This window comes from Streptomyces sp. DH24, from assembly GCF_029813775.1.
Classification (GTDB): domain Bacteria; phylum Actinomycetota; class Actinomycetes; order Streptomycetales; family Streptomycetaceae; genus Streptomyces.
Genome location: NZ_JARVKW010000004.1, coordinates 183,584 through 209,631 on the forward strand (window position 1 = coordinate 183,584; position 26,048 = coordinate 209,631).

21 protein-coding genes and 3 pseudogenes are annotated in these 26,048 nt (G+C 72.4%); 14 read left to right on the forward strand and 10 right to left on the reverse strand.

Annotation, left to right across the window (positions count from 1 at the left end):
* Positions 1-2,484 (reverse strand): ThuA domain-containing protein, encoded by a 2,484-nt coding sequence (locus QC282_RS04755; protein WP_279547906.1) that lies wholly within the window; start codon positions 2,482-2,484, stop codon positions 1-3.
* 234 nt (positions 2,485-2,718) lie between these two features.
* On the opposite strand from QC282_RS04755, the gene QC282_RS04760 reads away from it, so the two are divergent.
* Complete coding sequence (locus QC282_RS04760; RefSeq protein ID WP_279547907.1) at positions 2,719-3,669, forward strand: multicopper oxidase domain-containing protein; 951 nt, start codon at positions 2,719-2,721, stop codon at positions 3,667-3,669.
* A 44-nt stretch (positions 3,670-3,713) separates the two neighbouring features.
* On the opposite strand, the gene QC282_RS04765 is transcribed toward QC282_RS04760, so the two are convergent.
* Positions 3,714-4,604: a hypothetical protein gene (locus QC282_RS04765; protein ID WP_279547908.1), complete on the reverse strand. Its 891-nt coding sequence runs from the start codon at positions 4,602-4,604 to the stop codon at positions 3,714-3,716.
* 148 nt (positions 4,605-4,752) lie between these two features.
* On the opposite strand from QC282_RS04765, the gene QC282_RS04770 reads away from it, so the two are divergent.
* Complete coding sequence (locus tag QC282_RS04770; protein WP_279547909.1) at positions 4,753-5,790, forward strand: LacI family DNA-binding transcriptional regulator; 1,038 nt, start codon at positions 4,753-4,755, stop codon at positions 5,788-5,790.
* 55 nt (positions 5,791-5,845) lie between these two features.
* On the opposite strand, the pseudogene QC282_RS04775 reads toward QC282_RS04770, so the two are convergent.
* Positions 5,846-6,019 (reverse strand): annotated as a pseudogene (locus tag QC282_RS04775) (VOC family protein); the annotation flags it as partial.
* 305 nt (positions 6,020-6,324) lie between these two features.
* Between QC282_RS04775 and QC282_RS04780 the strand changes: the two are divergent.
* Positions 6,325-6,570, forward strand: coding sequence for a WhiB family transcriptional regulator (locus tag QC282_RS04780; protein WP_279547910.1), 246 nt, complete (start codon positions 6,325-6,327; stop codon positions 6,568-6,570).
* Positions 6,571-6,628: 58 nt separating this feature from the next.
* Here QC282_RS04780 and QC282_RS04785 read toward each other — a convergent pair whose 3' ends face one another.
* From QC282_RS04785 to QC282_RS04800, 4 genes and pseudogenes are all read right to left on the reverse strand, one after another.
* Positions 6,629-7,606 carry an acyl-ACP desaturase gene (locus QC282_RS04785; protein WP_279547911.1) on the reverse strand — a complete coding sequence of 326 codons (978 nt, stop codon included), beginning with the start codon at positions 7,604-7,606 and terminating at the stop codon, positions 6,629-6,631.
* Between the two features lie 212 nt (positions 7,607-7,818).
* Positions 7,819-8,595, reverse strand: coding sequence for a dimethylargininase (gene ddaH / locus QC282_RS04790; RefSeq protein WP_279547912.1), 777 nt, complete (start codon positions 8,593-8,595; stop codon positions 7,819-7,821).
* Positions 8,596-8,785: 190 nt separating this feature from the next.
* Positions 8,786-8,977 (reverse strand): annotated as a pseudogene (locus tag QC282_RS04795) (hypothetical protein); the annotation flags it as partial.
* A 223-nt stretch (positions 8,978-9,200) separates the two neighbouring features.
* Positions 9,201-10,823 carry an ABC-F family ATP-binding cassette domain-containing protein gene (locus QC282_RS04800; RefSeq protein ID WP_279547913.1) on the reverse strand — a complete coding sequence of 541 codons (1,623 nt, stop codon included), beginning with the start codon at positions 10,821-10,823 and terminating at the stop codon, positions 9,201-9,203.
* A 302-nt stretch (positions 10,824-11,125) separates the two neighbouring features.
* Here QC282_RS04800 and QC282_RS04805 point away from each other — a divergent pair, with 302 nt between their 5' ends.
* A complete protein-coding gene (locus QC282_RS04805; RefSeq protein ID WP_279547914.1) occupies positions 11,126-11,767 on the forward strand; it encodes a GPP34 family phosphoprotein in 642 nt (213 codons plus the stop codon).
* A gap of 61 nt (positions 11,768-11,828) precedes the next feature.
* Here QC282_RS04805 and QC282_RS04810 read toward each other — a convergent pair whose 3' ends face one another.
* A complete protein-coding gene (locus QC282_RS04810; RefSeq protein WP_279547915.1) occupies positions 11,829-12,245 on the reverse strand; it encodes an SsgA family sporulation/cell division regulator in 417 nt (138 codons plus the stop codon).
* 205 nt (positions 12,246-12,450) lie between these two features.
* On the opposite strand from QC282_RS04810, the gene QC282_RS04815 reads away from it, so the two are divergent.
* Together QC282_RS04815 and mmpA are read left to right on the forward strand one after the other, a co-directional pair.
* A complete protein-coding gene (locus tag QC282_RS04815; RefSeq protein WP_279547916.1) occupies positions 12,451-13,143 on the forward strand; it encodes an endonuclease V in 693 nt (230 codons plus the stop codon).
* Between the two features lie 62 nt (positions 13,144-13,205).
* Positions 13,206-13,352, forward strand: a complete 147-nt coding sequence (gene mmpA / locus QC282_RS04820) for a morphogenic membrane protein MmpA (protein ID WP_279547917.1) — start codon at positions 13,206-13,208, stop codon at positions 13,350-13,352.
* 46 nt (positions 13,353-13,398) lie between these two features.
* Here mmpA and QC282_RS04825 read toward each other — a convergent pair whose 3' ends face one another.
* On the reverse strand, positions 13,399-14,577 hold the full coding sequence (locus QC282_RS04825; protein ID WP_279547918.1) for a trans-acting enoyl reductase family protein: 1,179 nt from the start codon (positions 14,575-14,577) through the stop codon (positions 13,399-13,401).
* Positions 14,578-14,667: 90 nt separating this feature from the next.
* Between QC282_RS04825 and QC282_RS04830 the strand changes: the two genes are divergently transcribed.
* The 4 genes from QC282_RS04830 to QC282_RS04845 all read left to right on the forward strand — a co-directional run bounded on the left by QC282_RS04830 (position 14,668) and on the right by QC282_RS04845 (position 19,906).
* A complete protein-coding gene (locus tag QC282_RS04830) occupies positions 14,668-15,063 on the forward strand; it encodes an MmcQ/YjbR family DNA-binding protein (protein WP_279547919.1) in 396 nt (131 codons plus the stop codon).
* 175 nt (positions 15,064-15,238) lie between these two features.
* Positions 15,239-16,429 carry a CaiB/BaiF CoA-transferase family protein gene (locus tag QC282_RS04835; protein WP_279547920.1) on the forward strand — a complete coding sequence of 397 codons (1,191 nt, stop codon included), beginning with the start codon at positions 15,239-15,241 and terminating at the stop codon, positions 16,427-16,429.
* A gap of 34 nt (positions 16,430-16,463) precedes the next feature.
* On the forward strand, positions 16,464-17,678 hold the full coding sequence (locus tag QC282_RS04840) for an acetyl-CoA C-acetyltransferase (protein WP_279547921.1): 1,215 nt from the start codon (positions 16,464-16,466) through the stop codon (positions 17,676-17,678).
* A 50-nt stretch (positions 17,679-17,728) separates the two neighbouring features.
* Positions 17,729-19,906, forward strand: a complete 2,178-nt coding sequence (locus tag QC282_RS04845; RefSeq protein ID WP_279547922.1) for a 3-hydroxyacyl-CoA dehydrogenase NAD-binding domain-containing protein — start codon at positions 17,729-17,731, stop codon at positions 19,904-19,906.
* A 105-nt stretch (positions 19,907-20,011) separates the two neighbouring features.
* Here the strand turns inward: QC282_RS04845 and QC282_RS04850 are convergent, their stop codons facing one another.
* The gene (locus tag QC282_RS04850; protein WP_279547923.1) at positions 20,012-20,704 is read right to left on the reverse strand and encodes a MerR family transcriptional regulator; all 693 of its coding nucleotides are present in this window, start codon (positions 20,702-20,704) and stop codon (positions 20,012-20,014) included.
* 209 nt (positions 20,705-20,913) lie between these two features.
* Between QC282_RS04850 and QC282_RS04855 the strand changes: the two genes are divergently transcribed.
* The 4 genes and pseudogenes from QC282_RS04855 to QC282_RS04870 all read left to right on the forward strand — a co-directional run bounded on the left by QC282_RS04855 (position 20,914) and on the right by QC282_RS04870 (position 25,987).
* Entirely contained in the window at positions 20,914-22,386 is a 1,473-nt protein-coding gene (locus QC282_RS04855; RefSeq protein ID WP_279547924.1) for an amino acid permease, read from the forward strand.
* A gap of 16 nt (positions 22,387-22,402) precedes the next feature.
* A pseudogene (locus QC282_RS04860) lies at positions 22,403-22,612 on the forward strand (hypothetical protein); the annotation flags it as partial.
* A 148-nt stretch (positions 22,613-22,760) separates the two neighbouring features.
* Positions 22,761-24,719, forward strand: a complete 1,959-nt coding sequence (locus tag QC282_RS04865) for a Xaa-Pro dipeptidyl-peptidase (protein WP_279547925.1) — start codon at positions 22,761-22,763, stop codon at positions 24,717-24,719.
* On the forward strand, positions 24,716-25,987 hold the full coding sequence (locus QC282_RS04870; RefSeq protein WP_279547926.1) for a M14 family metallocarboxypeptidase: 1,272 nt from the start codon (positions 24,716-24,718) through the stop codon (positions 25,985-25,987). Before QC282_RS04865 ends, QC282_RS04870 begins: the two co-directional genes overlap by 4 nt.
* Positions 25,988-26,048 lie beyond the last annotated feature (61 nt).

Below are 26,048 nucleotides of genomic sequence, written 5' to 3' on the forward strand. Positions count from 1 at the left end.
TCACCGGCTCCTCCTCGCCAGCTGGTCGGCCGCGGGCGTCGGCCCGCCGCCTATGTAGGTGACCCGCCACAGCGCCGACTTGGCGTCCGAGGTGAAGAAGCCCCGCCCGTAGTCGAGGACGTACAGCGCGCCGTCCGGGCCGAACTTCCAGTCCATGAGGTTCTTGATGCCGTCGTTGCCGATCGGCACGATCTTCTTCAGCGACTCCGAGTGCACCGGCAGCCCGCCGTCGCCCTGCGTCCGCGGGTCCATGAGCACGGCGTTGCGTGGCTGGTCGGAGTCGTAGAAGTCGCCGACGAACCACTTGCCGTCCCAGTACGACGGCCACTTGGTCTCGCTGGTGCTGCCGGCGTCGTAGCGGTAGACCGGGCCGTTCATCGCGGCCTGCCCGCCGCCCTTGAGCCAGGGCAGCCGGTAGGTGGCCTCCTCCGCCTTGTAGGAGGGCACGCCGTCGGCGTCACGCGGGAAGTCCGGCGCGCCGCCCTGCGGCGAGTACCAGATGTTGTTGCCGGTCACCGGCGGCAGGTTGACCAGGCCGTCGTTGTTCGGCGACTCGTTCTTCGGGTGGTCGCAGTCGTACCAGCCCAGCGGCTTGGACGGGTCCGGCAGATTGCGGTCCCGGTAGGGCTGCTTGTTGCCCATGCAGTACGGCCAGCCGCGGTTGCCCGCCTCGGTGATCACGGCGAACGTGTCGTACTTCGCCGGCCCCCAGGTCGGGGACGGCTGACCGGCGTCGGGCCCGACCCAGCCCGCGTAGAGCGTGTCGGTGGACTTGTCGACGAAGATGCGCGCCGGGTTGCGCACGCCCATCACGTAGATCTCGCCGCGCGTCTTGCCGCCGCCCTCGGCGGTCTCCTTGCCGGTGAAGAGGTTGCCGTCGGGGAGGGTGTACGTCCCGTCCGGCTCCGGGTGGATGCGCAGGATTTTGCCGTTGAGGTTGTTGGTGTTGCCGGCGGTGCGGCGGGCGTCGGCGAAGGACACGCCCTTGAAGTCGGGCTCGGGGTTGTTGCCCGAGTAACCGCCGCTGAAGCCGCTGGAGTTGTTGTCACCGGTGGCGATGTACAGGTTGCCGTTGGAGTCCCAGGCCATCCCGCCGCCCGCGTGGCAGCAGCTGTGGATCTGCACCGGCCACTTCAGCAGCACCTTCTCGCTGCCGAGGTCGAGCCTGCCGGTGGCCTCGTCGAAGGTGAACCGGGAGACGCGCCGCTCGGCCATGCGCGTCTCGCGGTTGATCTCCGAGTGCGGGGTGTAGTGCAGGTACACCCAGCCGTTGCGCGCGAAGTCCGGGTCGAGCTCGATGCCGAGCAGCCCTTCCTCGACCTTGACGAGTTCGTCGCCGCCGCCCTTGTTGCCGAACACGGTCAGCTCGCCGGCCAGGGTGACCTGCTTGGTCTTCGGGTCGTAGACGTGGATCTCGCCCTTGCCCTTGCCGATGTCGGGGTCGTTCCAGTCGGTGATCACGGGCCGGGAGGCGTCGGCGCCGCCCCGGCCGATGTAGAACACCCGGCCGTCGGGTGCGGTGACCAGGCCGTGCGGTTCGCCGATCTGGTCGTTCTGGCCGGGCTGGTTGGGCCGGGTGAGGCGTTCGGCCTTGTAGTTGGCGTTGATGGTGGCCTTGCAGTCGGCCTGCGCGATGCGGGTCGTCCACAGCAGGGCGCCGCGCAGATGGGCGCGGAAGTCGGTCTCGTCGTAGGAGGAGACCGTGCCGCCCATGCCGGTGTAGAACGACCGTCCGCCGTCGTAGTCCCGGCACCAGCTGACGGGGTGGTCCCAGCCGTTCGCGCTCGACCCCGGCTGGTAGGTGGACTCCCGTACGCGGGCGACTGTATGCACCGCACCGGACGGGTTCTTCACCCAGTTCAGCCACCGGTCCGGCCGCTTCCACTCCACCGGCAGGCCCTTGGTGGCCGGATGCCGCCGGTCGCCGACCTCAACGGTGGCCCGCTGCGTGGTCGTGGGCGAGGACGCGGCCGGGCGGGCGCCGATGAGACCGGTGAACCAGTCCGAGTACGGTTCCGCGCGAGCCGCGTCGTGGATGCCGACGAAACCGCCGCCGGCCTCCATGTAGGCCTCGAGGCCCGCCTCCTGGTCCGGGTCGAGGACGTCGCCGCCGCCGGTGAGGAACACGATCGCGTTGTAACGCCCCAGCCGGGTCTCGTCGGTGAAGACGGAGGCGTCGTCCGTCGCCTCGACCCGGAAGCGTTCGCCCGCCGGGCCGGACAGGCCGATCCGCTCGATGGTCTCGATGCCGGCGTTCACGACCGGGGACTCCTCCCCGGCGGCGGAACCGTGGAACAGCAGCACCCGCACATTCGCGCCACCGGGCGGTGACTTCACGGACATCGTTGTCACGGACGGTTCCGGCAGCGGACCCGCGTCGGCGACGGGTGCCGACAGCAGTCCGGCGGCGACGAATCCGGCGGTCAGGGACGCGACCCGGACTCTCCGTCTGGTGCTTCTCGCGCTCAATCCTCGCAAGTGCATGGGCCGTTGATGCGAAGCGAATCGCATGTGCTCACCCACCCCTTCTCGGTCGCGGCAACAGCGCCAAGGAAGCTAGACCTCTTTGCACAGTTCGCCAATAGGTATGACCGGGATTCAACGAACTTTGTCCCGAGTGTGGATAAACAGGCGCCGGGTCGGTACCGTCGCACAGGTTCCTCACAGCTACGTCCCCTCACAGACCGTCACGTTCCGCATCCGGATGGGGAGTTCGGCATGGACAGACGCACCTTCAACCGGCGTGTGCTGCTGGGCGGCGCGGCCGTCGCGACATCGTTGTCTCTCACCCCCGAGTCCGCCGCCGGCACGGCTGAGGCCCCGGCCGGCACCGCACCGGCCGGAGGCGAGGTGAGGCGCATCAAGCTGTACGCGGAGAAGCTCGCCGGCGGGCAGATGGGCTACGGCCTGGAGAAGGGCAAGGCGACGATCCCCGGCCCGCTCATCGAGCTCAACGAGGGCGACACGCTGCACGTCGAGTTCGAGAACACGATGGACGTGCCGGTGAGCCTGCACGTCCACGGGCTGGACTACGAGATCTCCAGCGACGGCACCAGGATGAACAAGAGCGACGTGGAGCCCGGCGGCACCCGCACCTACACCTGGCGCACCCACGCACCCGGCCGCCGCAAGGACGGCACCTGGCGGGCGGGCAGCGCGGGTTACTGGCACTACCACGACCACGTGGTGGGCACCGAGCACGGCACGGGCGGCATCCGTAAAGGGCTGTACGGGCCGGTGATCGTCCGCCGCAAGGGCGACGTACTGCCCGACATGACGTACACGGTCGTCTTCAACGACATGACCATCAACAACAAGCCCGCGCACAGCGGTCCGGACTTCGAGGCCACCGTGGGGGACCGCGTCGAGTTCGTGGTGATCACGCACGGCGAGTACTACCACACCTTCCACATGCACGGTCACCGCTGGGCCGACAACCGGACGGGCATGCTCACCGGGCCCGAGGACCCGAGTCAGGTGATCGACAACAAGATCTGCGGCCCGGCGGACTCGTTCGGCTTCCAGGTGATCGCGGGGGAGGGCGTCGGAGCCGGGGCGTGGATGTACCACTGCCATGTGCAGAGCCACTCGGACATGGGCATGGTCGGCCTGTTCCTGGTGAAGAAGCCGGACGGGACCATACCGGGACACGAGCCGCACGAGCACTGACCCGGTGCCGAAGCGCCCGGCCCTTTCCGCCGGCGGGGGCCGGGTCAGCCGGGGGCGTCGCCGAGGTCGAACACCGCCCATTCGGCCCAGGGCTTCTCCTGCACGTAGAGCCGGAAGCCCCGGCCGACGACGCGGCGTCCGCCGATCGTGCCGCCGTCGGGACGTACGAGCCGCCCCTGCGCCACGGGCGTGACGGCGTCACCGCCGAGGTCCGCGACGACGAGCCGGTCGTGGTCGTCCCCGTGGCCGCCGAAGAAGGCGACGCGCGGGCCGCGCACGGCGAGCCCGCTCGCGCCCCGCACCGGGTTCTCCCACACACGCACCGTGCCGTCCCGCTGTACGCCGATCAGCGGGAAATCCCGGTACGGGCACGTCCAGGCGGTCCGGCCGGTCACGTTGAGGGCGTAGCAGTCGTCGATGAACTCGCGTTTCGAGCCGGGGGCGTGGGCCCACAGCGGTTCGCCCGTGGAACTCCAGCGGCGCAGGCCCGGCCCGCTCAGGTCGTCGCCGTAGATGCCTTCGTCGAAGTGGCCGACCCAGAGGTCGCCCGCCTCGTCGGCCAGTAGGTGCTGCACGGCGTCACCGACGCGGAACGTCCACGTGGGCCGCCCGAGCGCGTCGAAGACCTGCACCTGCGGCTCGCCCCCGCCGGTGCGGGAGGCGTACAGCACGAACCCGCCGTCGGGCAGCGCCTCGACGCGGGTGCACTGCGGCAGCACGGCGCTCAGCCGCGTCTCGTACGGGGAGCCGTCCTCGACGGTGACCACCAGGGCGTCGACGGGGCCCTCGCGCGCCCGGTCGGGTGCCCGCTCGGACAGGAGCCAGTGGGCGCGCCCGTGGGCGTCGACCGTGCTGTGCAGGACGTGCGGTCGCCGGTGGGCGCGCGGGAGTCCGGCATGGGGGACCAGCCGCGTCTCGGGCCGGCTACCCGGCATGGGCCTTTCTCGTCGTCATGCGGCCGATCCTCGGTGCCGGGGTGCGGCGCGCGCAAGCCCTTTTCACGGATCGGAGAGCGCTCTCAACCCCGGCGCGTGTCGGCGCTATCCTGAGCGGCAGCCGCCGAGGATGAGCAGGAGCCCGAAAGTGACCGAGACAGCGCCGCGTCCCACGCTGGAGGCCGTGGCCGCGCGGGCCGGGGTCTCACGGGCCACCGTGTCCCGGGTGGTGAACGGTGCGGCCGGGGTGCGGGAAAGCCTGGTGGAGCGGGTCCGGCGGGCCGTGGAGGAGCTGGGATACGTTCCGAACCAGGCGGCCCGCAGTCTGGTGACCCGGCGGCACGACGCCGTCGCCGTCGTCATCGCCGAACCCGAGGCCCGGGTCTTCGCGGACCCCTACTTCGCCCACCAACTGCGCGGGATCAGCAAGGAGTTGACGGCCCAGGACAACCAGCTCGTGCTGCTGCTGACCGAGGGCCGCGACGACCACGCCAGGGTCGCCCGCTACCTCTCCGGCGGGCACGTCGACGGGGCGCTGGTGTTCTCGCTGCACCTCGACGACCCCCTGCCGGGGCTGATCCAAAGCGCCGGGATACCGACCGTGTTCGGCGGCCGGCCCGGCTGGAGCGACGGCCGGGGCGGCGTGGCGTACGTCGACAGCGACAACCGGGGCGGCGCCCGGGAGGCCGTGCGTCATCTCGTCGGGCTGGGCCGCGGCCGCGTCGCCCACATCACGGGCCCGCTCGACCAGACGTCGGCGGTCGACCGGCTCGACGGCTTCCGGGACGTCATGGTCGACGCCGACCCGCGGCTGGTCGCCGAGGCCGACTTCACCGCTGCGGGCGGTGAGCGGGCCATGCGCGAGCTGCTCGACCGCTGCCCGGACCTGGACGCCGTGTTCGCCGCGAACGACCTGACCGCCGCCGGTGCCCTGCGGGTGCTGCGCGAGCACGGGCGCAGGGTGCCCGACGACGTGGCCGTGATCGGTTTCGACGACATGCTGGCCGTCGCCGAGCAGACCGAACCGGCGCTCACCACGGTCCGGCAGGACATAGAGGAGATGGGCCGGTTGATGGCCCGGCTGCTGCTGCGCGGCCTGGACCGCGACGAGTCGGCCGGGACCGTGGGCGGCGCGCCGTCCAGCGTGATCCTGCCGACGACGCTGGTGCGCCGCGCTTCCGCCTAGGCGTACGGTCCCGGCACCGGTCTGGGCCGGCGTCGCTGCGGGCGGGGCGTGCTCAGCCCTGCCGGGGCGTGGTCCGCTTGCCGCCGGCGACGGTCTTGCCGTCCAGTTGGAAGAAGCCGTAACCGCCGGCCTCGGGCCCGGCCGACCGGAAGCGCCGGCCGAAGAGGCCGTGGCAGAGGGACTCGGCGCCCTCGATGCCGGACGTGCCGATGTCCATCCAGTGGGGGGAGAGCCCAGCCGGTGACGAAACCGGTTGGGGATCGTCGCCCTCCTCGGCAGAGGGCCCGGGGTCTGCCTCTGCCGAGTCCGGCACCCGCCCACTGGCGATCGCCGCCGGGAAGCGGCCGACCCGGCGCGGCGGCCGGGTGCTCACCGGCGGTGACGGAGGAAGTCGTCCGGGTTTTCCTCCGGTTCCGCGCGCCGCCGTGCGTCGGGCCGTGCGCCGCGCCACCATCGGTGCGGCCGGGGGCCCTGTCCGGGGGCGTTGATCGGGCGTTGATGGAACGTTTTTCGCCGCGCGGCACGATCGCGTTCATGCACTTCGAGACGATCACCCCGGCCGACACCGCCTGGCAGGAGCGTGCCCTGTGCGCGCAGACCGGGGCCGACTTCTTCTTCCCCGAGCCGGGCAGTTCCGTGCGCGAGGCGAAGCGCATCTGCGGCATGTGCGAGATGCGCTCCGCCTGTCTGGACTACGCGATGAACAACGACGAGCGCTTCGGTGTGTGGGGCGGCCTGTCGGAGAAGGAGCGGCTGGAGCTCAGGCGCACCGGCCGCTGACCGGCCGGGCCGCGCGGCGGTCCCGGCCCGGGACGCCCGGGCCGGGCCGACGGCGTCGTCAGGCCTTCCCGCGGGCCGCCATGCGTGCCTTGCGCGCCGCCAGCTTCTCGTCGAACTTGGCCGCCTCGGAGTCCAGGCCGTCCATGTACAGGCCCAGTTCCTCCTGCGCCTTCACGCCCTCGGGGCCGAGGCCGTCGATCTCCATGATCTTCAGAAAGCGCAGCACGGGCTGGAGCACGTCGTCGTGGTGGATCCGCAGGTTGTAGACCTCGCCGATCGCCATCTGCGCCGCGGCCCGCTCGAAGCCGGGCATGCCGTGGCCGGGCATGCGGAAGTTGACGACGACGTCCCGCACGGCCTGCATCGTCAGGTCGGGGGCGAGCTCGAAGGCGGCCTTCAGCAGGTTGCGGTAGAAGACCATGTGCAGGTTCTCGTCGGTCGCGATGCGGGCCAGCATGCGGTCGCAGACCGGGTCGCCGGACTGGTGGCCGGTGTTGCGGTGCGAGATGCGGGTCGCGAGTTCCTGGAAGGCGACGTAGGCGACCGAGTGCAGCATCGAGTGGCGGTTGTCCGACTCGAAGCCCTCGCTCATGTGCGCCATGCGGAACTGCTCCAGCTTGTCCGGGTCCACGGCACGCGAGGTGAGCAGGTAGTCCCGCATCACGATGCCGTGCCGGCCCTCCTCGGCGGTCCAGCGGTGCACCCAGGTGCCCCAGGCGCCGTCGCGGCCGAACAGCGAGGCGATCTCGTGGTGGTAGCTGGGCAGGTTGTCCTCGGTGAGCAGGTTGACCACGAGGGCGATGCGGCCGATCTCGGTGACCTTCGACTGCTCCTTCTCCCAGGCTTCGCCGTCCTCGAAGAGGCCCGGGAAGTTCCGGCCGTCGGTCCACGGGACGTACTCGTGCGGCATCCAGTCCTTGGCGACCTGGAGATGCCGGTTGAGTTCCTTCTCGACCACTTCCTCCAGTGCGTACAACAGCTGGGCGTCGGTCCAGGCGCCGGCAGGGCTGCCGAGGTGGGGAGTGGTGATCGTCATTAAGGCTCCATGGGGACTGCTGAGCGGAATAGCGGAAACCTACGCCATCGTAGGCTACGTTCCCGTAGGTTACGACGCCGTAGGTTAAGTGTGGCGTAAGGACCGCTGATCAACCGGGTCACGTCGTGGGCGGCCGGTTCGGGTCGTGCCGGGGAACGACTCGGCCCCCGACCCGCAGGCCGGGGGCCGAATGAGGCGTTCCGCTCAAGGGCTCAGGCGTACAGCTCCCGCAGGCGCACCGAGAGACATGTCACACAGCCCTCCAGCTTCTCGAACTCGCTGATGTCCACCACGACCGGCTCGTGGCCGAGGTCGCTGAACAGTTCCGCCGTCTTCGGGGCGCTCGCGGCCATCAGCACCCTGCTGCCGCCGAGCAGGACGACGTGCGCGCCGGACTCCTCGGGCACCGGCAGGAAACGCGGGAACAGCGACGGCACGTCCATCTTCGGGATGTGCCCGACGACCGTCCCGTCCGGCAGCGCCGTGACCGCCGACTTCAGGTGCAGCACCTTGCTCACGGGCACGGCGACCACCTGCGCGCCCAGCGGTTCGAAGGCGGCCCGCAACTGCTGGACCCCGGCCGCGTTGGTGCGCCCGCCGCGGCCGACGTAGATCGTGTCGCCGATCTTCAGGACGTCGCCGCCGTCCAGCGTGCCCGGCTCCCAGATCCAGTTCACCGAGCAGCCGAGGCGGGCCACGGCCTCCTCGACGCCGGCGGTCTCGGCGCGCCGGGACTCGGCACCGGACCGGGCGATCAGCGCGACGTTCTTGTACATGACGACCGTGTCCTCGACGAACACGGCGTCGGGGCAGTCGTCGGCCGGGTCGATCTCGATCGTCTCCCAGCCGTTGTCGCGCAGTGCCCGCGCGTATCCCTCCCATTGCTCGACCGCGAGGTCGACGTCGACCTTCGCCCGGTCGATGTGCGTCACCAGCCCTTCGGCGAGGCGTGGACCGGGGCGGCGGACGAGGGCCTTCTTGCTGGACACGGGGAAATCTCCGGATCGGGGACTTGCTGATGGGGCCATCATGCGGCACCGGCGGCGACGGGGCGCACCCGGCCTGCCGTCGTGCGCCGGCGGCGATCACGGGGGCGCCCACCGGCCGTCGTGCGCCGCCGGTGCGCCCCGTGCGCCATTGGCGGCCATCATGCCCCGCCGGTCCGGGCGGGCAAAACCCTCAGGACCGGCCTGTGGTCCTCCCGAAATGCTCCGCCGTGTACGAGTTCCGGGCGGCGAGCAGCTGCCGGGTCGTCCCCTCGAAGATCACCCGCCCGCCGTCCCGCCCGCCGTCCGAGCCCGGGCGGACCACGTGGTCGGCGTGCGCGACGACGCCGAGGTCCTGCTCGACGACCACGACGGTGGTGCCGGCGCCGCACAGCGCGCCCGGCCGGCGGCGTACGCCCCGGTCGTCCAGGACGTCGAGCGCCCCGAGACCGTGGCGAACACGGCCGAGGACTCCTCCGGTCCCGAAACGCCGGTGCACACGGGCAGCCGGCGCTTCGGGATACGCAGGGGGACCTCCGGGAGGTTGTTCTTTCCGGGCTCCGGTGACGGTGACGGTGACGGTGACGAACTCGCGCGTGCCGTGGCCGCTAGGCGGAATACCCGACAGCCTCCGGCGTGGTCTCCTTCAGTTCGCCGTCCAGTTCCAGCCAGCGCGTGATGCCGATCGACGCCAGGAACGGCAGGTCGTGGCCGGCCACCACCAGCGCGCCCTCGTACGACTCCAGGGCCGTGGTGAGCTGCCGGACGCTCGCCATGTCGAGGTTGTTCGTCGGCTCGTCCAGCATCAGCAGCTGCGGCGCGGGCTCGGCCAGCATCAGCGCGGCCAGCGCCGCCCGGAAGCGTTCGCCGCCGGACAGCGTGCCGGCCTGCTGGTCGGCGCGGGAGCCCCGGAACAGGAAGCGGGCGAGCCGCGCCCTGATCCGGTTGTTGGTGGCGCCCGGCGCGAACCGGGCCACGTTCTCCGCGACCGTCAGACCGGCGTCGAGCACGTCCAGGCGCTGCGGCAGGAACCGCAGCGGGACGTGCGCCGTCGCCTCGCCCGACACCGGCTGGAGGTCCCCGGCGATCGTGCGCAGCAGCGTGGTCTTGCCCGCGCCGTTGCGCCCGATCAGCGCGACCCGCTCCGGACCGCGCAGTTCGAAGGCGCCGTCCACTCGGGCCCCGTACACCAGCTCCAGGTCCTTCAGCGTGAGGACGTCGCGGCCCGGCGGCACGGCCGTGTACGGCAGGTCGATACGGACCTCCTCGTCGTCCCGCACGGCCTCCGCCGCCTCGTCGAGCCGCTCCTTGGCCTCGGCGAGTTTCTCCTCGTGCAGGATGCGGTGCTTGCCCGCGGACTCCTGTGCCGCGCGCCTGCGCGCCCCCATGACGATCTTCGGCTCACGTTTCTGGTCCCACATCTTCTGCCCGTACCGCTTGCGGCGGGCCAGTTTGACCTGGGCGTCGGCCAGTTCGCGCTTCTGTTTGCGCAGATCGGCCTCGGCGACGCGCACCATGCGCTCGGCCGCGTCCTGCTCGACGGCGAGGGCCTCCTCGTACGCCGAGAAGTTCCCGCCGTACCAGGTGACCTCCCCGCCGCGCAGGTCGGCGATCTGGTCGACGAGTTCCAGCAGTTCCCGGTCGTGGCTGACCACGATCAGTACGCCCGGCCAGGACGCGACGGCCGCGTACAGCCGCCGGCGCGCGTACAGGTCGAGGTTGTTGGTGGGCTCGTCCAGCAGCAGCACGTCCGGCCTGCGCAGCAGCAGCGCGGCCAGCCTGAGCAGCACGGACTCGCCGCCGGAGACCTCGCCGATGGTGCGGTCGAGCCCGATGCGGCCGAGGCCGAGCTCGCCGAGCGTGGCCAGGGCGCGTTCCTCGACGTCCCAGTCGTCGCCGACGGTCTCGAAGTGCTCCTCGGCGACGTCGCCCGCCTCGATGGCGTGCAGCGCGGCCCGTTTGGCGGCGATGCCGAGGGTCTCGTCGACGCGCAGCGCGGTGTCGAGGGTGACGTTCTGCGGCAGGTACCCGACCTCGCCGGTGACGCGGACGGCGCCGTCGGCCGGGACGAGCTCCCCGGCGATCAGCTTCAACAGGGTTGATTTCCCCGAGCCGTTGACGCCGACGAGGCCGGTGCGGCCGGAGCCGAACGCCACGTCGAGGCCGTCGAAGACGGGCGTCCCGTCGGGCCAGGCGAAGGACAGGGAGGTACAGGTGACGAAAGTGGACATGCGGCCTCGCGGTTGCTCGGTGCGGTCAGGGGCAATCGCGTATCGAGACACCGCGAGGCACGACCGACAGCCGGGAGGGAGAGCGAGGGCATGAGAAAAGCCCTGTCCCGCAAGGACGGCTCGAACGCCGAGGTCGCACACGACGCACACCCCTACCGGGTGTGACACGGGTGTCTCAGGACCTCAGACGAGCAACGTCCTTCTCCAATCGACGGCAACAGGACCGCCATACAGCGTATGAGGAGGCGATCGGGGTGTCAACGCGTTTGGGCGCCGCCGGCCGCACGTCCCGAGGAGGCCCCGTGTTCCACGGTTCGCTCGCCCTGCCCGCCCGGCTCCAGCTGCTGGCGCGCGACGCCATGGAACCGCGGCCGGCGCGGCACCTGGTGCGGGCCGGCGCCCTCACCGAACTGGCCCGGCGCGGGCTGCTCGTCGACGACGACGGCATCGCCACCCCGGCCGACCTGGACTCCGCCACCGGGGACGCCGTCCTCGACGGGCTGCTGGAACTCGTGCGCGAGTCCCTGCCGCACCGGTGGGACGCCTGGGTGACGCCGTACGCCCGGGTCACCTCGGACGCCGTACGCGAACAACTGGTCGCGCCGGGGTACGTGCGGGCGGAACGCCGCCGGGTGCTGGGGCTGTTCCCGTCCGTCGAGTACGTGCCCGCCCGGGCCGCCGACGTGGCCGCGCTGCGCGACCACGCCCGGGACGTCCTCGACGGTCCGCTGCCGGCCGCGGACGTCTCCGAGGCGGACGCGGCACTCGTCGCCCTCGCCGCGTCCGCCGAACCGCGCACGCTGGTGCCGGACCGGGACCGCGCCCGCCACGCAGGGCGGGTCCAGGAACTGACCGGGCGCGCCGCGGCGGCACCGGGCCTCGGGCGGGTGCTGCCCGAGCTGTGCGCGGCGCTGTCGTCGCTGCCGGTGCCGTCGGTGCGCTGAACCGCCGGGAGAGCGCCGCGACCGCCGGGACCGCCGGGGGACCGCCGGGAAGGAGGCGGCCTCAGCAGGCGTCCCGTATCAGCTCCGCGAGGTCATGGTCCAGGTCGAGGTGGCGGTGCTCCAGGCCGGCGGGCACGAGTTCGCCCGTCGCGTCCAGGAAGCGCCGTACGTCGCCCGAGCGGACGTGCACGACGGCGGTCCCCTCGGGGGCGTGGAACTCCAGCACCGTGCGGTCGGGTCCGTAGGGGCGCACCCGCACGTCGCCGTGGCCCTCGGGCGCGTCCAGCCCGGCGGCGAGCAGCTCGCGGGCGAACGTCCAGCAGACGTCCACGCCCTCCAGGGTGGCCGGGGCCGGGAACGTCATGCGGACGGCGAACGGGTCGCGCCGGTCGTAGTGCAGCGTGGCGGGGATGCTCGGCATGCGGGGCGCGTCGGCCACGAGACGGGCCTCCACGAGCTGCTCGATGACGATGGACAACGCCTTGCTCCTTGGGACGGCTGGCAGGACTCCCGGGCGGACGGGCCGTGCACTGGATGAGACGACGGAATGCGCCGCTCCGTGCACACCGTGGGCGAGTGACCTCTGTCACCGCCTTCATGCGTGACACCCCGCGCCGTCTTCTCGCCCCGGGCGCACGGCAGTTGCGCCCCGGCGCCGACCGGCCCGTACGCTCGTCGTCACCATGACGACCGTACGCATTCCCGCGGGCTGGCCCGCGACCGAGGAACAGGCCCGCGCCGTGCAGGACGAACTGCGCGGCCGCGTGGTGCTCGACGAGCCGGGCCTGCCGCCCGGGACGGGCCACGTCACCGGGGTCGACGTGGCCTACGACGACGAACGGGACGTGGTCGCCGCCGCGGCCGTCGTGCTGGACGCGGCGACCCTGGAGGTCGTCGGCGAGGCCACCGCCGTCGGCCGGATCTCCTTCCCGTACGTGCCCGGCCTGCTCGCCTTCCGTGAGATCCCCACCGTGCTGGCCGCCCTCGACGCCCTGCCCCGCCCGCCCGGCCTGGTCGTCTGCGACGGCTACGGGCTCGCCCACCCGCGCCGCTTCGGCCTGGCGAGCCACCTCGGCGTCCTGACCGGCCTGCCCACCATCGGCGTCGCCAAGAACCCCTTCACCTTCACGTACGACGACCCGGACGCCCTGCGCGGCAGCCGGTCCGCGCTGCTCGCGGGCACCGAGGAGGTCGGCAGCGCGCTGCGCACCCAAGACGGCGTCAAGCCGGTCTTCGTCTCCGTCGGCCACCGCACCAGCCTCGACAACGCCTGCGCCCACACCCTGGCCCTCACCCCGGCCTACCGGATCCCGGAGACCACCCGCAGGGCGGACGGCCTGTGCCGCGCGGCACTGCGCCGGGCGACCGGTATCTGAGTACGCCCTCTGAGTACGCGCGCGGATACGGCGCCCAAGGCCCGCCCGGCAGGCTGGGCGCCATGACATCGCACCGTGCCCCCAAGCCCCTTGCCCACCCGAGCAGGCCGGCCGAGCGTGCCGTGACCGTCGCGCTCGTGCTCGCCGTGCTGGCCGGACTCGCCTGGATCGCCGGGATGATCTACACGGTCGCCGAGTGGCCGCTGTAGCCGCTGCGGGCGAGGGGGAGGGCGGGCCCGGCCGTCCACGGGCCGGTCAGTGCCGGGCGGCGACCCGGAAGCGGATCCCGGCCGCGCGCAGCCGCTCGGTCAGCGCGTCGCCCATCGCCACCGCCGTGGTGACCTGACCCGCGGTCGGCGGCAGGTCGTCGAAGGCCAGGGACAGCGCCGACTCGGCGAACATCTTCGCGGTCTCCCCGTAGCCGGGGTCACCGCCCGCCACCTCCGTGTACACCCGCCGGCCGCCGCCCTCGCCGACGAAGCGGACGGAGAACCAGCTCCTGGCGCGCTTCTCCGGCCCCGGGCCCTCACCGGGCCTGAGCCGGGCGGACAACCAGCGCCGGGCGGGCGGCAGTTGGGCCGCCGCGACCCGCCCGCCCAGGGCGGCCACGCCGCCCACCGCGACGGGCAGGCGCCGCACCGCCGCGTAGTGCCGGTAGCGGAAGTCCGGGCCGTAGCGGTCCAGGGCCTTCGCGGAGCGCCGCACGATCTGCGGGTCGATGGTCGGCAGCGGCAGCGCCCACGCACCGACCGCCCTGGCGAAGTGCGGCGCTCCCGTCGGGGCCACCGCCCGCCGCCCCACCAGCCGCGGCTCGTGCCGGCGCCGCTCCAGCGCGGCGGCGCGCATGCCGCGCACGCGCGCGAACTGGTTGAGGGCGGAGGCGAACGTCCCGCCCGAGAAGGCCGCGTCGGCGGTCACGAAACCCTCCACGGCCAGCGGCACGCCCTCCGGCAGCTGCCGCACCGTGAAGTACACGCCCAGGTCGTGCGGCACGGAGTCGAACCCGCAGGCGTGCACCAGCCGCGCGCCGGTCTCACGCGCGCGTGCGTCGTGCCGGACGTACATCAGGTCCACGAACTCCGGCTCACCCGTGAGGTCCAGGTAGTCGGTGCCGGTGTCCGCGCAGGCGGCGACGAGTTCCTCGCCGTACGTCACATAGGGGCCCACGGTCGTCGCCAGCACGCGCGCGTGCTCCGCGAGCCGGCGCAGCGAGCCCGGGTCCGACACGTCGGCGCGCAGCACCCCGGGCTCCGCGCCGCCGGGCATCCGCTCCCGCAGCCGCCGCAGCTTCTCCTCGTCGCGCCCGGCGATCGCCCAGCGCAGCCCTGCGGGCGCGTGCGCGGCGAGGTACTCCGCGGTGAGCGTCCCGACGAAGCCGGTGGCTCCGAAGAGGACGATGTCGTACGGGCGGTCCGCCCTGTCCAGCCTGCTCATGACACCCCTCGCTCCGCAGCACGCGCCGTTGTCGGTGGCCGAGGCTAGCGTGAGGGGTGCGGAGCCCGACGACGAGCCCGGAGGCCGACGGTGACAGTGCCCAGAAACGCCCGGAAGAAGTGGCAGAAAGTACGCGAGTTCGCCCTCGGCCTGCCGGACGCGGCCGAGGAGTTCCCGTGGGGCGAGTCGGTCGCGAAGGTCAACAAGAAGGTGTTCGTCTTCCTCGGAGTCCAGGACGGCAGCTACCCCCTGGGGGTGACGCTGAAGCTCAAGGACGAGACGAGCCACGCCCACGCCCTGTCCTGCCCCGGCGCCGAACCGGCCGGCTACGGCCTCGGCAGATCCGGCTGGGTCCGCGTCCCCCTGGCCGAGGACGGCGCCCCGCCGGCGGAGCTCCTGTGCGAGTGGGTGGAGGAGAGCTACCGGGCGACAGCGCCGAAGAGACTGACGGCCCGGTTGGACGGCACCGGCCCGTCCGGCGCCTGAGGAGGAGGCGCGGAGCACCGACCGGGGGTCCGGGGGCAAAGCCCTCCGGGCGTTCACCACGACACCGCCCGGTGGAAAACTAAGCGCTCGCTTGCCAACCCCTTGTGCCGGCCGTCGGACGTCCATAGCATCGCCGGTGTTACATCAGTTGTGTCACAGTCCAGCAGGGGGCGCGATGACAGCGGCACCACCACCCGCGCACGGCCCGCTCACCGGCGTGCGCGTGGTCGAGCTGGCCGGCATCGGCCCCGGCCCGTTCGCCGCGATGCTCCTCGGCGACCTCGGCGCCGACGTCGTACGCGTGGACCGCCCCGGCGGGCCCGGACTCGCCCTGGACCCCGGCCACGACGTCACCAACCGCAACAAGCGCTCGGTCGTCGTCGACCTGAAGGCACCCGACGGGCCGGCCCGCGTCCTCGACCTCGCCGAGCGCGCCGACATCCTCATCGAGGGCTACCGCCCCGGCGTCGCCGAACGCCTCGGTGTCGGCCCCGCCGACTGCCACGCCCGCAACCCGGCGCTGGTCTACGGCCGGATGACCGGCTGGGGCCAGCAGGGCCCCCTCGCGCACCGCGCCGGGCACGACATCGGGTACATCGCGCTCACCGGCGCCCTCGGCATGACCGGCGCCCCCGGCACCCCGCCGCCCGCCCCGGCCAACCTGCTCGGGGACTACGCGGGCGGCAGCCTCTACCTCGTCGTCGGTGTCCTCGCCGCGCTGCACCACGCGCGCGCGACCGGGGCCGGGCAGGTCGTCGACGCCGCCATCGTGGACGGCACCGCCCACCTGTCCACGATGATCCACGGCATGCTCGCCGCCGGCGCCTGGCAGGACCGCCGCTCGGCGAACCTCCTCGACGGCGGCGCCCCGTTCTACGGCACCTACGAGACGGCCGACGGGCAGTACATGGCGGTCGGCGCCCTGGAGGAGCGGTTCTACGGCGAGTTCACCGAGCTGCTCGGCCTGCCGGACACCGCCCCGGACCGCGCGGACGCCGCCCGCTGGGGCGAGCTGCGCGAGGCGGTCGCGGCCCGCTTCAAGAGCCGTACCCGGGACGAGTGGACGGCCGTCTTCGAGGGCTCCGACGCGTGCGTGGCGCCCGTCCTGTCACTGCGCGAGGCGCCGCGCCACCCGCACCTGGCGGCCCGCGGCACCTTCACCGACCACGGCGGCATCACCCAGCCCGCCCCCGCGCCCCGCTTCTCCGCGACCCCCACCACCGTCCGCACCGGCCCCGCCCGGCCCGGCGACGGCGCGGCGGACGTGGCCCGCGAGTGGGACGTGCCCGCCCTGCTGCCCGACGAGGCGGCCCCGAGCACCCCGAACACACCGAACACCCCGGACTCCCTGCCGGACAGCCCCTGACCCGCCCGGCCGAACCCTCCTGAAAGGCGTACCTGTGAGCACCGAAGCGTACGTGTACGACGCGATCCGCACCCCGCGCGGTCGCGGCAAGGCGAACGGCGCCCTGCACGGCACGAAGCCCGTCGACCTGGTCGTCGGACTCATGCACGAGATCCGCGCCCGCTTCCCGGGCCTGGACCCGGCCGACATCGACGACGTCGTGCTCGGCGTCGTGGGACCCGTGGGCGACCAGGGCTCCGACATCGCCCGCATCGCCGCCATCGCCGCCGGACTGCCGGACACGGTCGCCGGCGTGCAGGAGAACCGCTTCTGCGCGTCGGGCCTGGAGGCCGTCAACATGGCCGCCGCCAAGGTCCGTTCGGGCTGGGAGGACCTCGTCCTCGCGGGCGGCGTCGAGTCGATGTCGCGCGTGCCGATGGCCTCCGACGGCGGCGCCTGGTTCAACGACCCGATGACGAACCTCGCCACCAACTTCGTACCGCAGGGCATCGGCGCCGACCTGATCGCCACCATCGAGGGCTTCTCCCGGCGCGACGTGGACGAGTACGCGGCCCTGTCGCAGGAGCGCGCGGCCACCGCCTGGAAGGAGAACCGCTTCGAGCGGTCCGTCGTCCCGGTGAAGGACCGCAGCGGCCTCGTCGTCCTCGACCACGACGAGCACATGCGCCCCGGCACCACCGCCGACTCCCTCGCCAAGCTCAAGCCGTCCTTCGCCGACATCGGCGAACTCGGCGGCTTCGACGCCGTCGCGCTGCAGAAGTACCACTGGGTCGAGAAGATCGACCACGTCCACCACGCGGGCAACTCCTCCGGCATCGTGGACGGCGCCGCCCTCGTCGCGATCGGCTCCAAGGAGGCCGGTGAGCGGGGCGGTCTCCGGCCGCGCGCCCGGATCGTCTCCGCCGCCGTGTCCGGCTCGGAGCCCACCATCATGCTCACCGGGCCCGCGCCCGCCGCCCGCAAGGCGCTCGCCAAGGCCGGCCTGACCATCGACGACATCGACCTCGTGGAGATCAACGAGGCGTTCGCCGCGGTCGTGCTGCGGTTCGCGAAGGACATGGGCCTGTCCCTGGACAAGGTCAACGTCAACGGCGGCGCCATCGCGCTCGGCCACCCGCTCGGCGCGACCGGCGCCATGATCCTCGGCACGCTCGTGGACGAACTGGAGCGCCAGGACAAGCGGTACGGCCTCGCCACGCTGTGCGTCGGCGGCGGCATGGGCATCGCCACCGTCGTCGAGCGCGTCTGAACCTCCCCGCGGACCACGAGACTTCCGAGACCTCTACGGAGACCCCTGTCATGACCGAGAGCACCACCATCCGCTGGGAACAGGACGACACCGGTGTCGTCACCCTCGTCCTCGACGACCCGGGCCAGTCCGCCAACACCATGAACCAGGCGTTCCGGGAGTCGCTCGCCGCGATCACCGACCGCCTGGAGGCCGAGAAGGACTCCATCCGCGGCGTCATCGTCACGTCCGCCAAGAAGACCTTCTTCGCCGGCGGCGACCTGCGCGACCTGATCCGCGTCACCCCCGAGACCGCCCAGGACCTCTTCGACGGCGGCATGGCCATCAAGCGCAACCTGCGCCGCATCGAGACCCTCGGCAAGCCCGTCGTCGCCGCCATCAACGGCGCGGCCCTCGGCGGCGGTTACGAGATCGCCCTCGCCTGCCACCACCGCGTCGCCCTCGACGCCCCCGGCTCCAAGATCGGCTGCCCCGAGGTCACCCTCGGCCTGCTGCCCGGCGGAGGCGGCGTCGTCCGCACCGTCCGCATGCTCGGCATCACCGACGCCCTGCTGAAGGTGCTCCTGCAGGGCACCCAGTACAACCCGCGGCGCGCCCTGGACAACGGCCTGGTGGACGAGGTCGCCGAGACGCGGGACGAACTCCTCGCCAGGGCGCGCGCGTTCATCGACGCCCACCCCGAGTCGCAGCAGCCCTGGGACCGGCCCGGCTACCGCATCCCCGGCGGAACGCCGTCCCACCCCAAGTTCGCCGCCAACCTGCCCGCGTTCCCGGCCAACCTGCGCAAGCAGACGAACGGCGCGCCCTACCCGGCGCCGCGCAACATCATGGCCGCCGCCGTCGAGGGCGCCCAGGTCGACTTCGAGACCGCCCAGGTCATCGAGGCACGCTACTTCGTGGAACTGGCCGCCGGGCAGACCTCGAAGAACATGATCCAGGCGTTCTTCTTCGACCTCCAGGCCGTCAACTCCGGCGCCAACCGCCCCCAGGGCATCGAGCCCCGCAAGGTCACGAAGGTCGCCGTCCTCGGCGCCGGGATGATGGGCGCCGGCATCGCCTACTCGTGCGCCCGCGCGGGCATCGACGTCGTCCTCAAGGACGTTTCCCCCGAGGCCGCCGCCAAGGGCAAGGGCTACTCGGAGAAGCTGTGCGCCAAGGCCGTCGCCAAGGGCCGCACCACGCGGGAGAAGGCCGACGCGCTGCTCGCCCGCATCACGCCCACCGCGGACCCGCAGGACCTCGCCGGCTGCGACGCCGTCATCGAGGCCGTCTTCGAGGACACCGCCCTCAAGCACAAGGTGTTCCAGGAGATCCAGCACGTCGTCGCGCCCGACGCGCTGCTGTGCTCCAACACCTCGACGCTGCCCATCACCGTCCTCGCCGAGGGCGTCGAGCGGCAGACCGACTTCATCGGGCTGCACTTCTTCTCACCGGTCGACAAGATGCCGCTGGTCGAGATCATCAAGGGTGGGCGCACCGGCGACGAGGCGCTGGCCCGCGCCTTCGACCTGGTCCGGCAGATCAACAAGACGCCGATCGTCGTCAACGACTCGCGCGGCTTCTTCACCTCGCGCGTCATCGGGCACTTCATCAACGAGGGCGTCGCGATGGTCGGCGAGGGCATCGAGCCCGCGTCCGTGGAGCAGGCCGCCGCGCAGGCGGGCTACCCGGCCAAGGTGCTCTCCCTCATGGACGAGCTGACGCTGACCCTGCCGCGCAAGATCCGCGCCGAGTCGAAGCGGGCCGTCGAGGAGGCGGGCGGCACCTGGCAGACGCACCCGGCGGAGGCGGTCGTGGACCGCATGGTCGACGAGTTCGGCCGCACCGGCCGCAGCGGCGGCGCGGGCTTCTACGACTACGACGACAACGGCGGGCGCACAGGCCTGTGGCCGGGTCTGCGCGAGCACTTCACGAAGCCGGGACACCGCATCCCGTTCGAGGACATGCAGGAGCGCATGCTGTTCTCGGAGGCGCTGGACACCGTGCGGCTGCTGGAGGAGGGCGTGCTGACGTCGGTCGCCGACGCCAACATCGGCTCCATCCTCGGCATCGGCTTCCCCGGCTGGACCGGCGGCGTCCTGCAGTACATCAACGGCTACCAGGGCGGTCTGCCGGGCTTCGTGGCACGCGCGCGTGAGCTCGCCGACCGCTACGGCGAGCGGTTCACGCCGCCCGCGCTGCTGGTGGAGAAGGCGGAGAAGGGCGAGACCTTCACCGACGCCGCCTGACCCGCCCGGGGGGCGCGGAAGACGTCGTACGAACGGTGGGTCCGCACGCGTGCGGACCCACCGTCCCGCGCGGGCCCCGTCGGAGGCGGGACCGCGGGCGTGCCGTCAGCGGTCCACCCAGGCCCGCAGTTCCTCCCGCAGCGACCGCTGGAACGCGGTCAGCAGCGCCTGCACCACGATGGGCTGCATGTGCGCCGACAGCGACCGCACGTCCTGAGCGGCCCGCTCCGACGTCTCGCCGCGCAGCAGCTGAGACAGCTCGTGCGCGGCGGCACGCGCGTGCCCGGTCAGAACCGTCCGGGCGGCGAGGATCGACTCCTGCGACAGCGGCACGTCCAGCAACTGCACACCGAGCCGCAGCAGACCGGAGTCCACGCGGAAGTCGTCGCCCTCGCGCGTGACGACGTCCATCGCCACCAGCCGCTCCACGTCACCGTCGTCCAGCGCCCGCCCGGCCCGCCGCCGCAGCTCCTCCAGGGACACGGTCGCCACGGAGTCGGGCGCCCAGGAGGCCACGACCGCCCGGTGGATGGCCAGGTCGTCGGCGCTCAGGTCCGCCGGCAGCCGCTCCAGATACCGTTCGATGCCGGCCAGGGTCATGCCCTGCCGCTGGAGCTCCTCGATCAGCGCGAGCCGGGCCAGGTGCTCCCGGCCGTAGCGGCCCACGCGGCGCGGTCCGAGCACCGGCGGCGGCAGCAGGCCCCGGGTGCTGTAGAAGCGGATCGTGCGGACCGTGACGCCGGACCGCGCGGCCAGCTCGTCGATCGTGAGGGTCGGCTGCTCGGTGTCCGTCGTCATGTGCAGCAGTATCACTGTCTCACCAGAAGTGTGAAACCCTCCGGCGCCGTGTGAGATGTCCCGCTCTGTGACGTACCCCACCGCCTACCAGGGCGTTTGTCGGGGAAGGTGGGCCTGTGGTCTGTGCCCGCATCCAGGAGCGCCGGCCATGGCACATCCGGACACCCGGGGGAGACCCACCCGGGCGGCACCAGAGAGTAGAACGACCCGTGAGCAAGGACGCCGTGGACACGGCACAGGCCGTGCCCCGCACCGGGGCGGCCCAGAAGCCCGCGGACGCGGGCGACGCCGGTTACAGCAAGGACCTCAAGGCCCGCCACGTCAACATGATCGCCATCGGCGGCGCGATCGGCACCGGACTCTTCCTGGGCGCCGGAGGACGCCTGCACTCCGCCGGCCCGGCGCTCGCGCTGGCCTACCTCGTGTGCGGCGTGTTCGCGTTCTTCGTCGTCCGCGCCCTGGGCGAGCTGGTCCTGTACCGGCCGTCCTCCGGCTCCTTCGTGTCGTACGCGCGGGAGTTCCTCGGCGAGAAGGGCGCGTACGTCGCCGGCTGGATGTACTTCCTGAACTGGTCGACGACCGGTATCGCCGACATCACCGCGATCGCGCTGTACACGCACTACTGGAGCCTGTTCACCGACATCCCGCAGTGGGTGCTGGCGCTGGCCGCGCTCGCGGTCGTGCTCGCGGTGAACCTGATCTCGGTGAAGATCTTCGGCGAGCTGGAGTTCTGGTTCGCGATCATCAAGGTGGCCACGCTCGTCGCGTTCATGCTGATCGGCATCTTCCTGCTGGCGACCCGGCACGAGGTGGGCGGCGGAACGCCCGGCCTGAGCGTGATCACCGACAACGGCGGGGTCTTCCCGCACGGCGTGATGCCGGTCGTCCTCGTCATGCAGGGCGTGATCTTCGCGTACGCCGCGCTGGAGCTGGTCGGCGTCGCGGCGGGCGAGACCGCCGAGCCGGAGAAGGTCGTCCCGCGCGCGGTGAACTCGATCATGTGGCGCGTGGGCCTGTTCTACGTGGGCTCGGTCGTCCTCCTCGCGCTCCTGCTCCCGGGTTCGGTCTACTCGGCCGACCAGAGCCCGTTCGTGACGGTCCTGTCGAAGATCGGCGTCCCGGCGGCCGACGACGTGATGAACCTGGTGGTCCTCACGGCCGCGATGTCGTCGCTGAACTCCGGCCTGTACTCCACGGGCCGCATCCTGCGCTCCATGGCGATGGCGGGCTCGGCCCCGAAGTTCACCGCCGTGATGAACCGCAGCCAGGTCCCCTACGGCGGCATCCTGCTCACCTGCGCCGTGTGCGTACTGGGCGTCGGCCTCAACTACCTCGTGCCGAGCCAGGCCTTCGAGATCGTGCTGAACGTGGCCTCCCTCGGCATCATCAGCACGTGGGTGATCATCATGATCTGCCACCTGGTCTTCGTCCGCCGGGCCAGGGCCGGCGAGCTCACCCGGCCGGGTTTCCGCCTCCCCGGCAGCCCGGTCACGGAGATCGCGACGATCGCCTTCCTCGTGGCGGTCCTCGGCCTGATGGGGAACGACCCCGAGGTCGGCCGCAAGACGCTGCTGCTCGTCCCCGTGATCGCGCTGATGCTGGTGGCGGGCTGGTTCGGAGTCCGCCGCCGCGTCGCACGGACCGCGGACCGCGAACTGACGGACCTCACCAAGGGCCACTAGGTCCGAGAGGTCGTCAGTGGGGGCCGTACGGTGGCGTCATCCGGAGATCGCGTACGTCCGCGGTGACGCCACCGCCACCGCCCCCGCCGCCCAGGGCGTCGAACCGATCGCCCATGTCTGCGACGACAACGGCGGCCGGGGCAAGGGCTTCGTGCCGGCCCTCTCCCGCCGCCGGCCGGAACCGGAGCGGGCCCACCGGACCGGGTACCGCACCCGCGCGGCGAACGGCCACGGCGACCGACCCGGGCACGCCGTCAAGGTCCCGCCCGTACAAGGACGTTGATCCACACGGTGGGCACCCCGTCAGGCGCCCCGGTCCCCGGCACCCCACCGGCCCTCTTCTGCGCAGCAGTTGACCGATGTACCGTCCGCGCATGCCGATACGCACGCGCTTCACGATCTGGAGACCGCTCGCGACGGCGGCCACGGCCGCTCTGCTGGCCACCGCCCTGACCACCCCCGCCTCGGCGGCGCCCGCCACTGCGCGGGAGAGCCTCCCCGTGTACTCGTACGACAACGCCGTCCGCGAGGCCGTCTGGGTGGACACCGGCCTCGACGGCGACGGCGACGGACGCGGCGACCGGGTCGCCGTCGACATCGTCCGGCCCCGCGAACCGGCCCGGCAGGGCCGCCGGATCCCCGTCGTGATGGACGCCAGCCCGTACTACTCCTGCTGCGGGCGCGGCAACGAGAGCCAGAAGAAGACGTACGACGCGGACGGCGACGTCGTACAGATGCCGCTGTACTACGACAACTACTTCGTGCCGCGCGGCTACGCCTTCGTCGGCGTCGACCTCGCCGGCACCAACCGCTCCGACGGCTGCGTCGACGTCGGCGGCCGCTCCGACGTCCGGTCCGCGAAGGCGGTCGTCGACTGGCTCAACGGCCGCGGCAGGGCGTACACCACCCGCACCGGCACCGAACGCGCCGAAGCCACCTGGACCAACGGCCGCACCGGCATGATCGGCAAGAGCTGGGACGGCACGATCGCCAACGGCGTCGCCGCGACCGGCGTCGAGGGCCTGGAGACGATCGTCCCGATCAGCGCGATCTCCTCCTGGTACGACTACTACTTCGCCAAGGGCGCCCCGCTGTACGACTCCGGCCCCGACTGGCTGTCGAACTACGTCAACAGCCCCGACGCACGCGCCAGGTGCGCCGCCGTGCAGCGCGAACTCGTCGAGGGCGCGCCCCGCACCGGCGACTGGACACCGCTGTGGACCGAACGCGACTACGTGCGGGCGGCGAGCAAGGTGAAGGCCAGCGTCTTCCTGGTCCACGGTATGCAGGACCTCAACGTCCGTATGCAGCACGTCGGCCAGTGGTGGGACGCCCTCGCGCGGCACGGCGTCGAGCGCAAGATCTGGCTCTCCCAGACCGGCCACGTCGACCCGTTCGACTTCCGCCGCGCCACCTGGGTCAAAACCCTGCACCGCTGGTTCGACCACGAACTCCTCGGCTACGACAACGGCATCGACCGCGAGCCGATGGCCGACGTCGAACGCAGCCCCGACCAGTGGGTCACCTCCCCTGTCTGGCCCCCGCGCGCCACCCACGCCGTGACGCTGCGCCCCGCCGCGGGCGACCGGCCCGGCGTCGGCACCCTCGGCCTCCGCCCCGGCACCGGCACCGAGACCTTCACCGACAACCCCGAGCACGGCGAGACCGACTGGGCCGCGCACATCGACCGGCCGACACCGGACAAGGCCGGCTTCACCACCGCGCCGCTCGCCCGCGACCTGCGGCTCGCGGGCTCCTCCCGGCTCACCGTCACCGTGACCCCGACCACGCCGACGGCCCATCTGTCCGCCGTCCTCGTGGACCTCGGCCCGGACACCGTCCGCGACTACGCCGCATCGGGGGAGGGCATCACCACGCTCACCGACCGCACCTGCTGGGGCGCGAGCACCACCGGCGACAGCTCCTGCTTCAAGGAGACCCGGGCGGACACCACCGACGTCGACCACACGATCGTCAGCCGCGGTTGGGCCGACCTCGGCAACCACGCCTCCGACCGGGGCGCCCCGCTCACCCCGGGTCGCGCGTACACCATCACCCTCGACCTGGCCGCCACCGACCACGTCGTGCCCCGGGGCCACCGCCTCGCGCTGATCGTCGGCGGCACGGACCAGGGCCTCATCGACCCGCCCGCCGACACCCCGACGCTGACCGTGGACCTGTCCCGCACCTCGGCGCACGTCCCGGTCACCGGCGGCACGGCGGCCTTCGCCCGCGCCACCGCCGGGCAGCCGCCCGCCGCGCCCACGCCCACCGTCCTGGACGGCGTGCCGGAACCCCGCACCACCCACCGCGTCCCGGAGGGAGCCCGGTGAACCGTCTCCGCGCCCTGACCCTGACCACGGCGGCCCTGGCCGCGTCCCTGGCGGCGACGCCGGCGAGCGCGCACGACGCCCCGCCCCGTACCGGTTTCGAGCGCACCGCCGGTGCCCGCTGGACGACCCAGCCCGAGGAATGGGGCTTCCTCGCGGCCGTCGACCGGGCGAGCGACCGGGTGTCCGTCGACCGCGTCGGCACCACCGAGGAGGGCCGCCCGCTCCAGCTCGTCCGGGTCGGCACGGGCCGCGCGCCGAACACCGTGCTGCTCGTGTGCAGCCAGCACGGCGACGAGCCGGCCGGCCGCGAGGCGTGCCTGACCACCGTCCGCGACCTGGCGTTCGCGCGGGACACCCCGACCCGCCGCTTCCTGGAGCGCACCACCGTGCTGGTCGTGCCGACCGCCAACCCCGACGGCCGCGCCGCCGGCACCCGGGGCAACGGCGACGGCGTGGACGTCAACCGCGACCACGTCGCGCTGAAGACGGCCGAGGGCCGGGCGCTGGCCGCGCTCGTCCGGGACCACCGGCCCGACATCGTCTACGACCTGCACGAGTACGGCGCCACACCCCCGTACTACGACAAGGATCTCTTCGACCTGTGGCCGCGCAACCTCAACACGGACGCGGCCGTCCACGACGAGGCCACCACCCTCTCCGGGGCGTACGTCCGTCCCGCGGCCGGGGCCGCCGGCCACTCGACCGGCACCTACGGCATCTGGACCGACCCCGTCACGGGCGACCCGGTCCGGCAGGTCGCCGGTGACGGACAAGAGCGGATTTTGCGGAACATGTCCGGCATCAAGCATGCGGTGGGCCTGCTCATCGAGAGCCGCGTCGACGCCCTCACGGACGCCGAGAAGGCCGACGAGGCGCTCAACAACCGGCGCCGCGTGACCTCCCAGCTAGCCGCCCTGGACGGCTTGTTCGGGTTCGCGAACGAACGGCGCGGCCGTGTCGAGGCGGCCACCGCGGCGGCCCGGACGGCCGGCCTCGCGGACACCGGGCCGGTGTACCTCGGCGGCGCCGACAACGACCCCGCCGAACCGGCCGAGGTGATCCAGGACCCGCCCTGCGCCTACCGCCTCGACGCCGCCCAGTACGCGGAGTTCGGCGACGAGCTGGCGCTTCACGGCGTGCGCGTGACACCGGACGGCGACGGCGCCCGCGTCCCCCTGCGCCAGCAGATGCGCGCGCTCGTCCCCTTGCTGCTGGACGGGAGGGCGGCGTATCACTTGACCACGGGTGAACCGGACACGACCTGCTGAAGAGGTGAGAACGGCGTCGCATGTGGTAGCAGCGTATCGAGCGCGTCGGCGGATTTGCTTC

What these genes read in the sequence shown, in the direction of transcription:
- QC282_RS04755 (WP_279547906.1), bottom strand. Translation starts at nt 2,484, where the DNA reads ATGCACTTGCGAGGATTGAGCGCGAGAAGCACCAGACGGAGAGTCCGG.
- QC282_RS04760 (WP_279547907.1), top strand. Translation starts at nt 2,719, where the DNA reads ATGGACAGACGCACCTTCAACCGGCGTGTGCTGCTGGGCGGCGCGGCC.
- QC282_RS04765 (WP_279547908.1), bottom strand. Translation starts at nt 4,604, where the DNA reads ATGCCGGGTAGCCGGCCCGAGACGCGGCTGGTCCCCCATGCCGGACTC.
- QC282_RS04780 (WP_279547910.1), top strand. Translation starts at nt 6,325, where the DNA reads ATGCACTTCGAGACGATCACCCCGGCCGACACCGCCTGGCAGGAGCGT.
- QC282_RS04785 (WP_279547911.1), bottom strand. Translation starts at nt 7,606, where the DNA reads ATGACGATCACCACTCCCCACCTCGGCAGCCCTGCCGGCGCCTGGACC.
- QC282_RS04800 (WP_279547913.1), bottom strand. Translation starts at nt 10,823, where the DNA reads ATGTCCACTTTCGTCACCTGTACCTCCCTGTCCTTCGCCTGGCCCGAC.
- QC282_RS04815 (WP_279547916.1), top strand. Translation starts at nt 12,451, where the DNA reads ATGACGACCGTACGCATTCCCGCGGGCTGGCCCGCGACCGAGGAACAG.
- mmpA (WP_279547917.1), top strand. Translation starts at nt 13,206, where the DNA reads ATGACATCGCACCGTGCCCCCAAGCCCCTTGCCCACCCGAGCAGGCCG.
- QC282_RS04825 (WP_279547918.1), bottom strand. Translation starts at nt 14,577, where the DNA reads ATGAGCAGGCTGGACAGGGCGGACCGCCCGTACGACATCGTCCTCTTC.
- QC282_RS04835 (WP_279547920.1), top strand. Translation starts at nt 15,239, where the DNA reads ATGACAGCGGCACCACCACCCGCGCACGGCCCGCTCACCGGCGTGCGC.
- QC282_RS04845 (WP_279547922.1), top strand. Translation starts at nt 17,729, where the DNA reads ATGACCGAGAGCACCACCATCCGCTGGGAACAGGACGACACCGGTGTC.
- QC282_RS04850 (WP_279547923.1), bottom strand. Translation starts at nt 20,704, where the DNA reads ATGACGACGGACACCGAGCAGCCGACCCTCACGATCGACGAGCTGGCC.
- QC282_RS04865 (WP_279547925.1), top strand. Translation starts at nt 22,761, where the DNA reads ATGCCGATACGCACGCGCTTCACGATCTGGAGACCGCTCGCGACGGCG.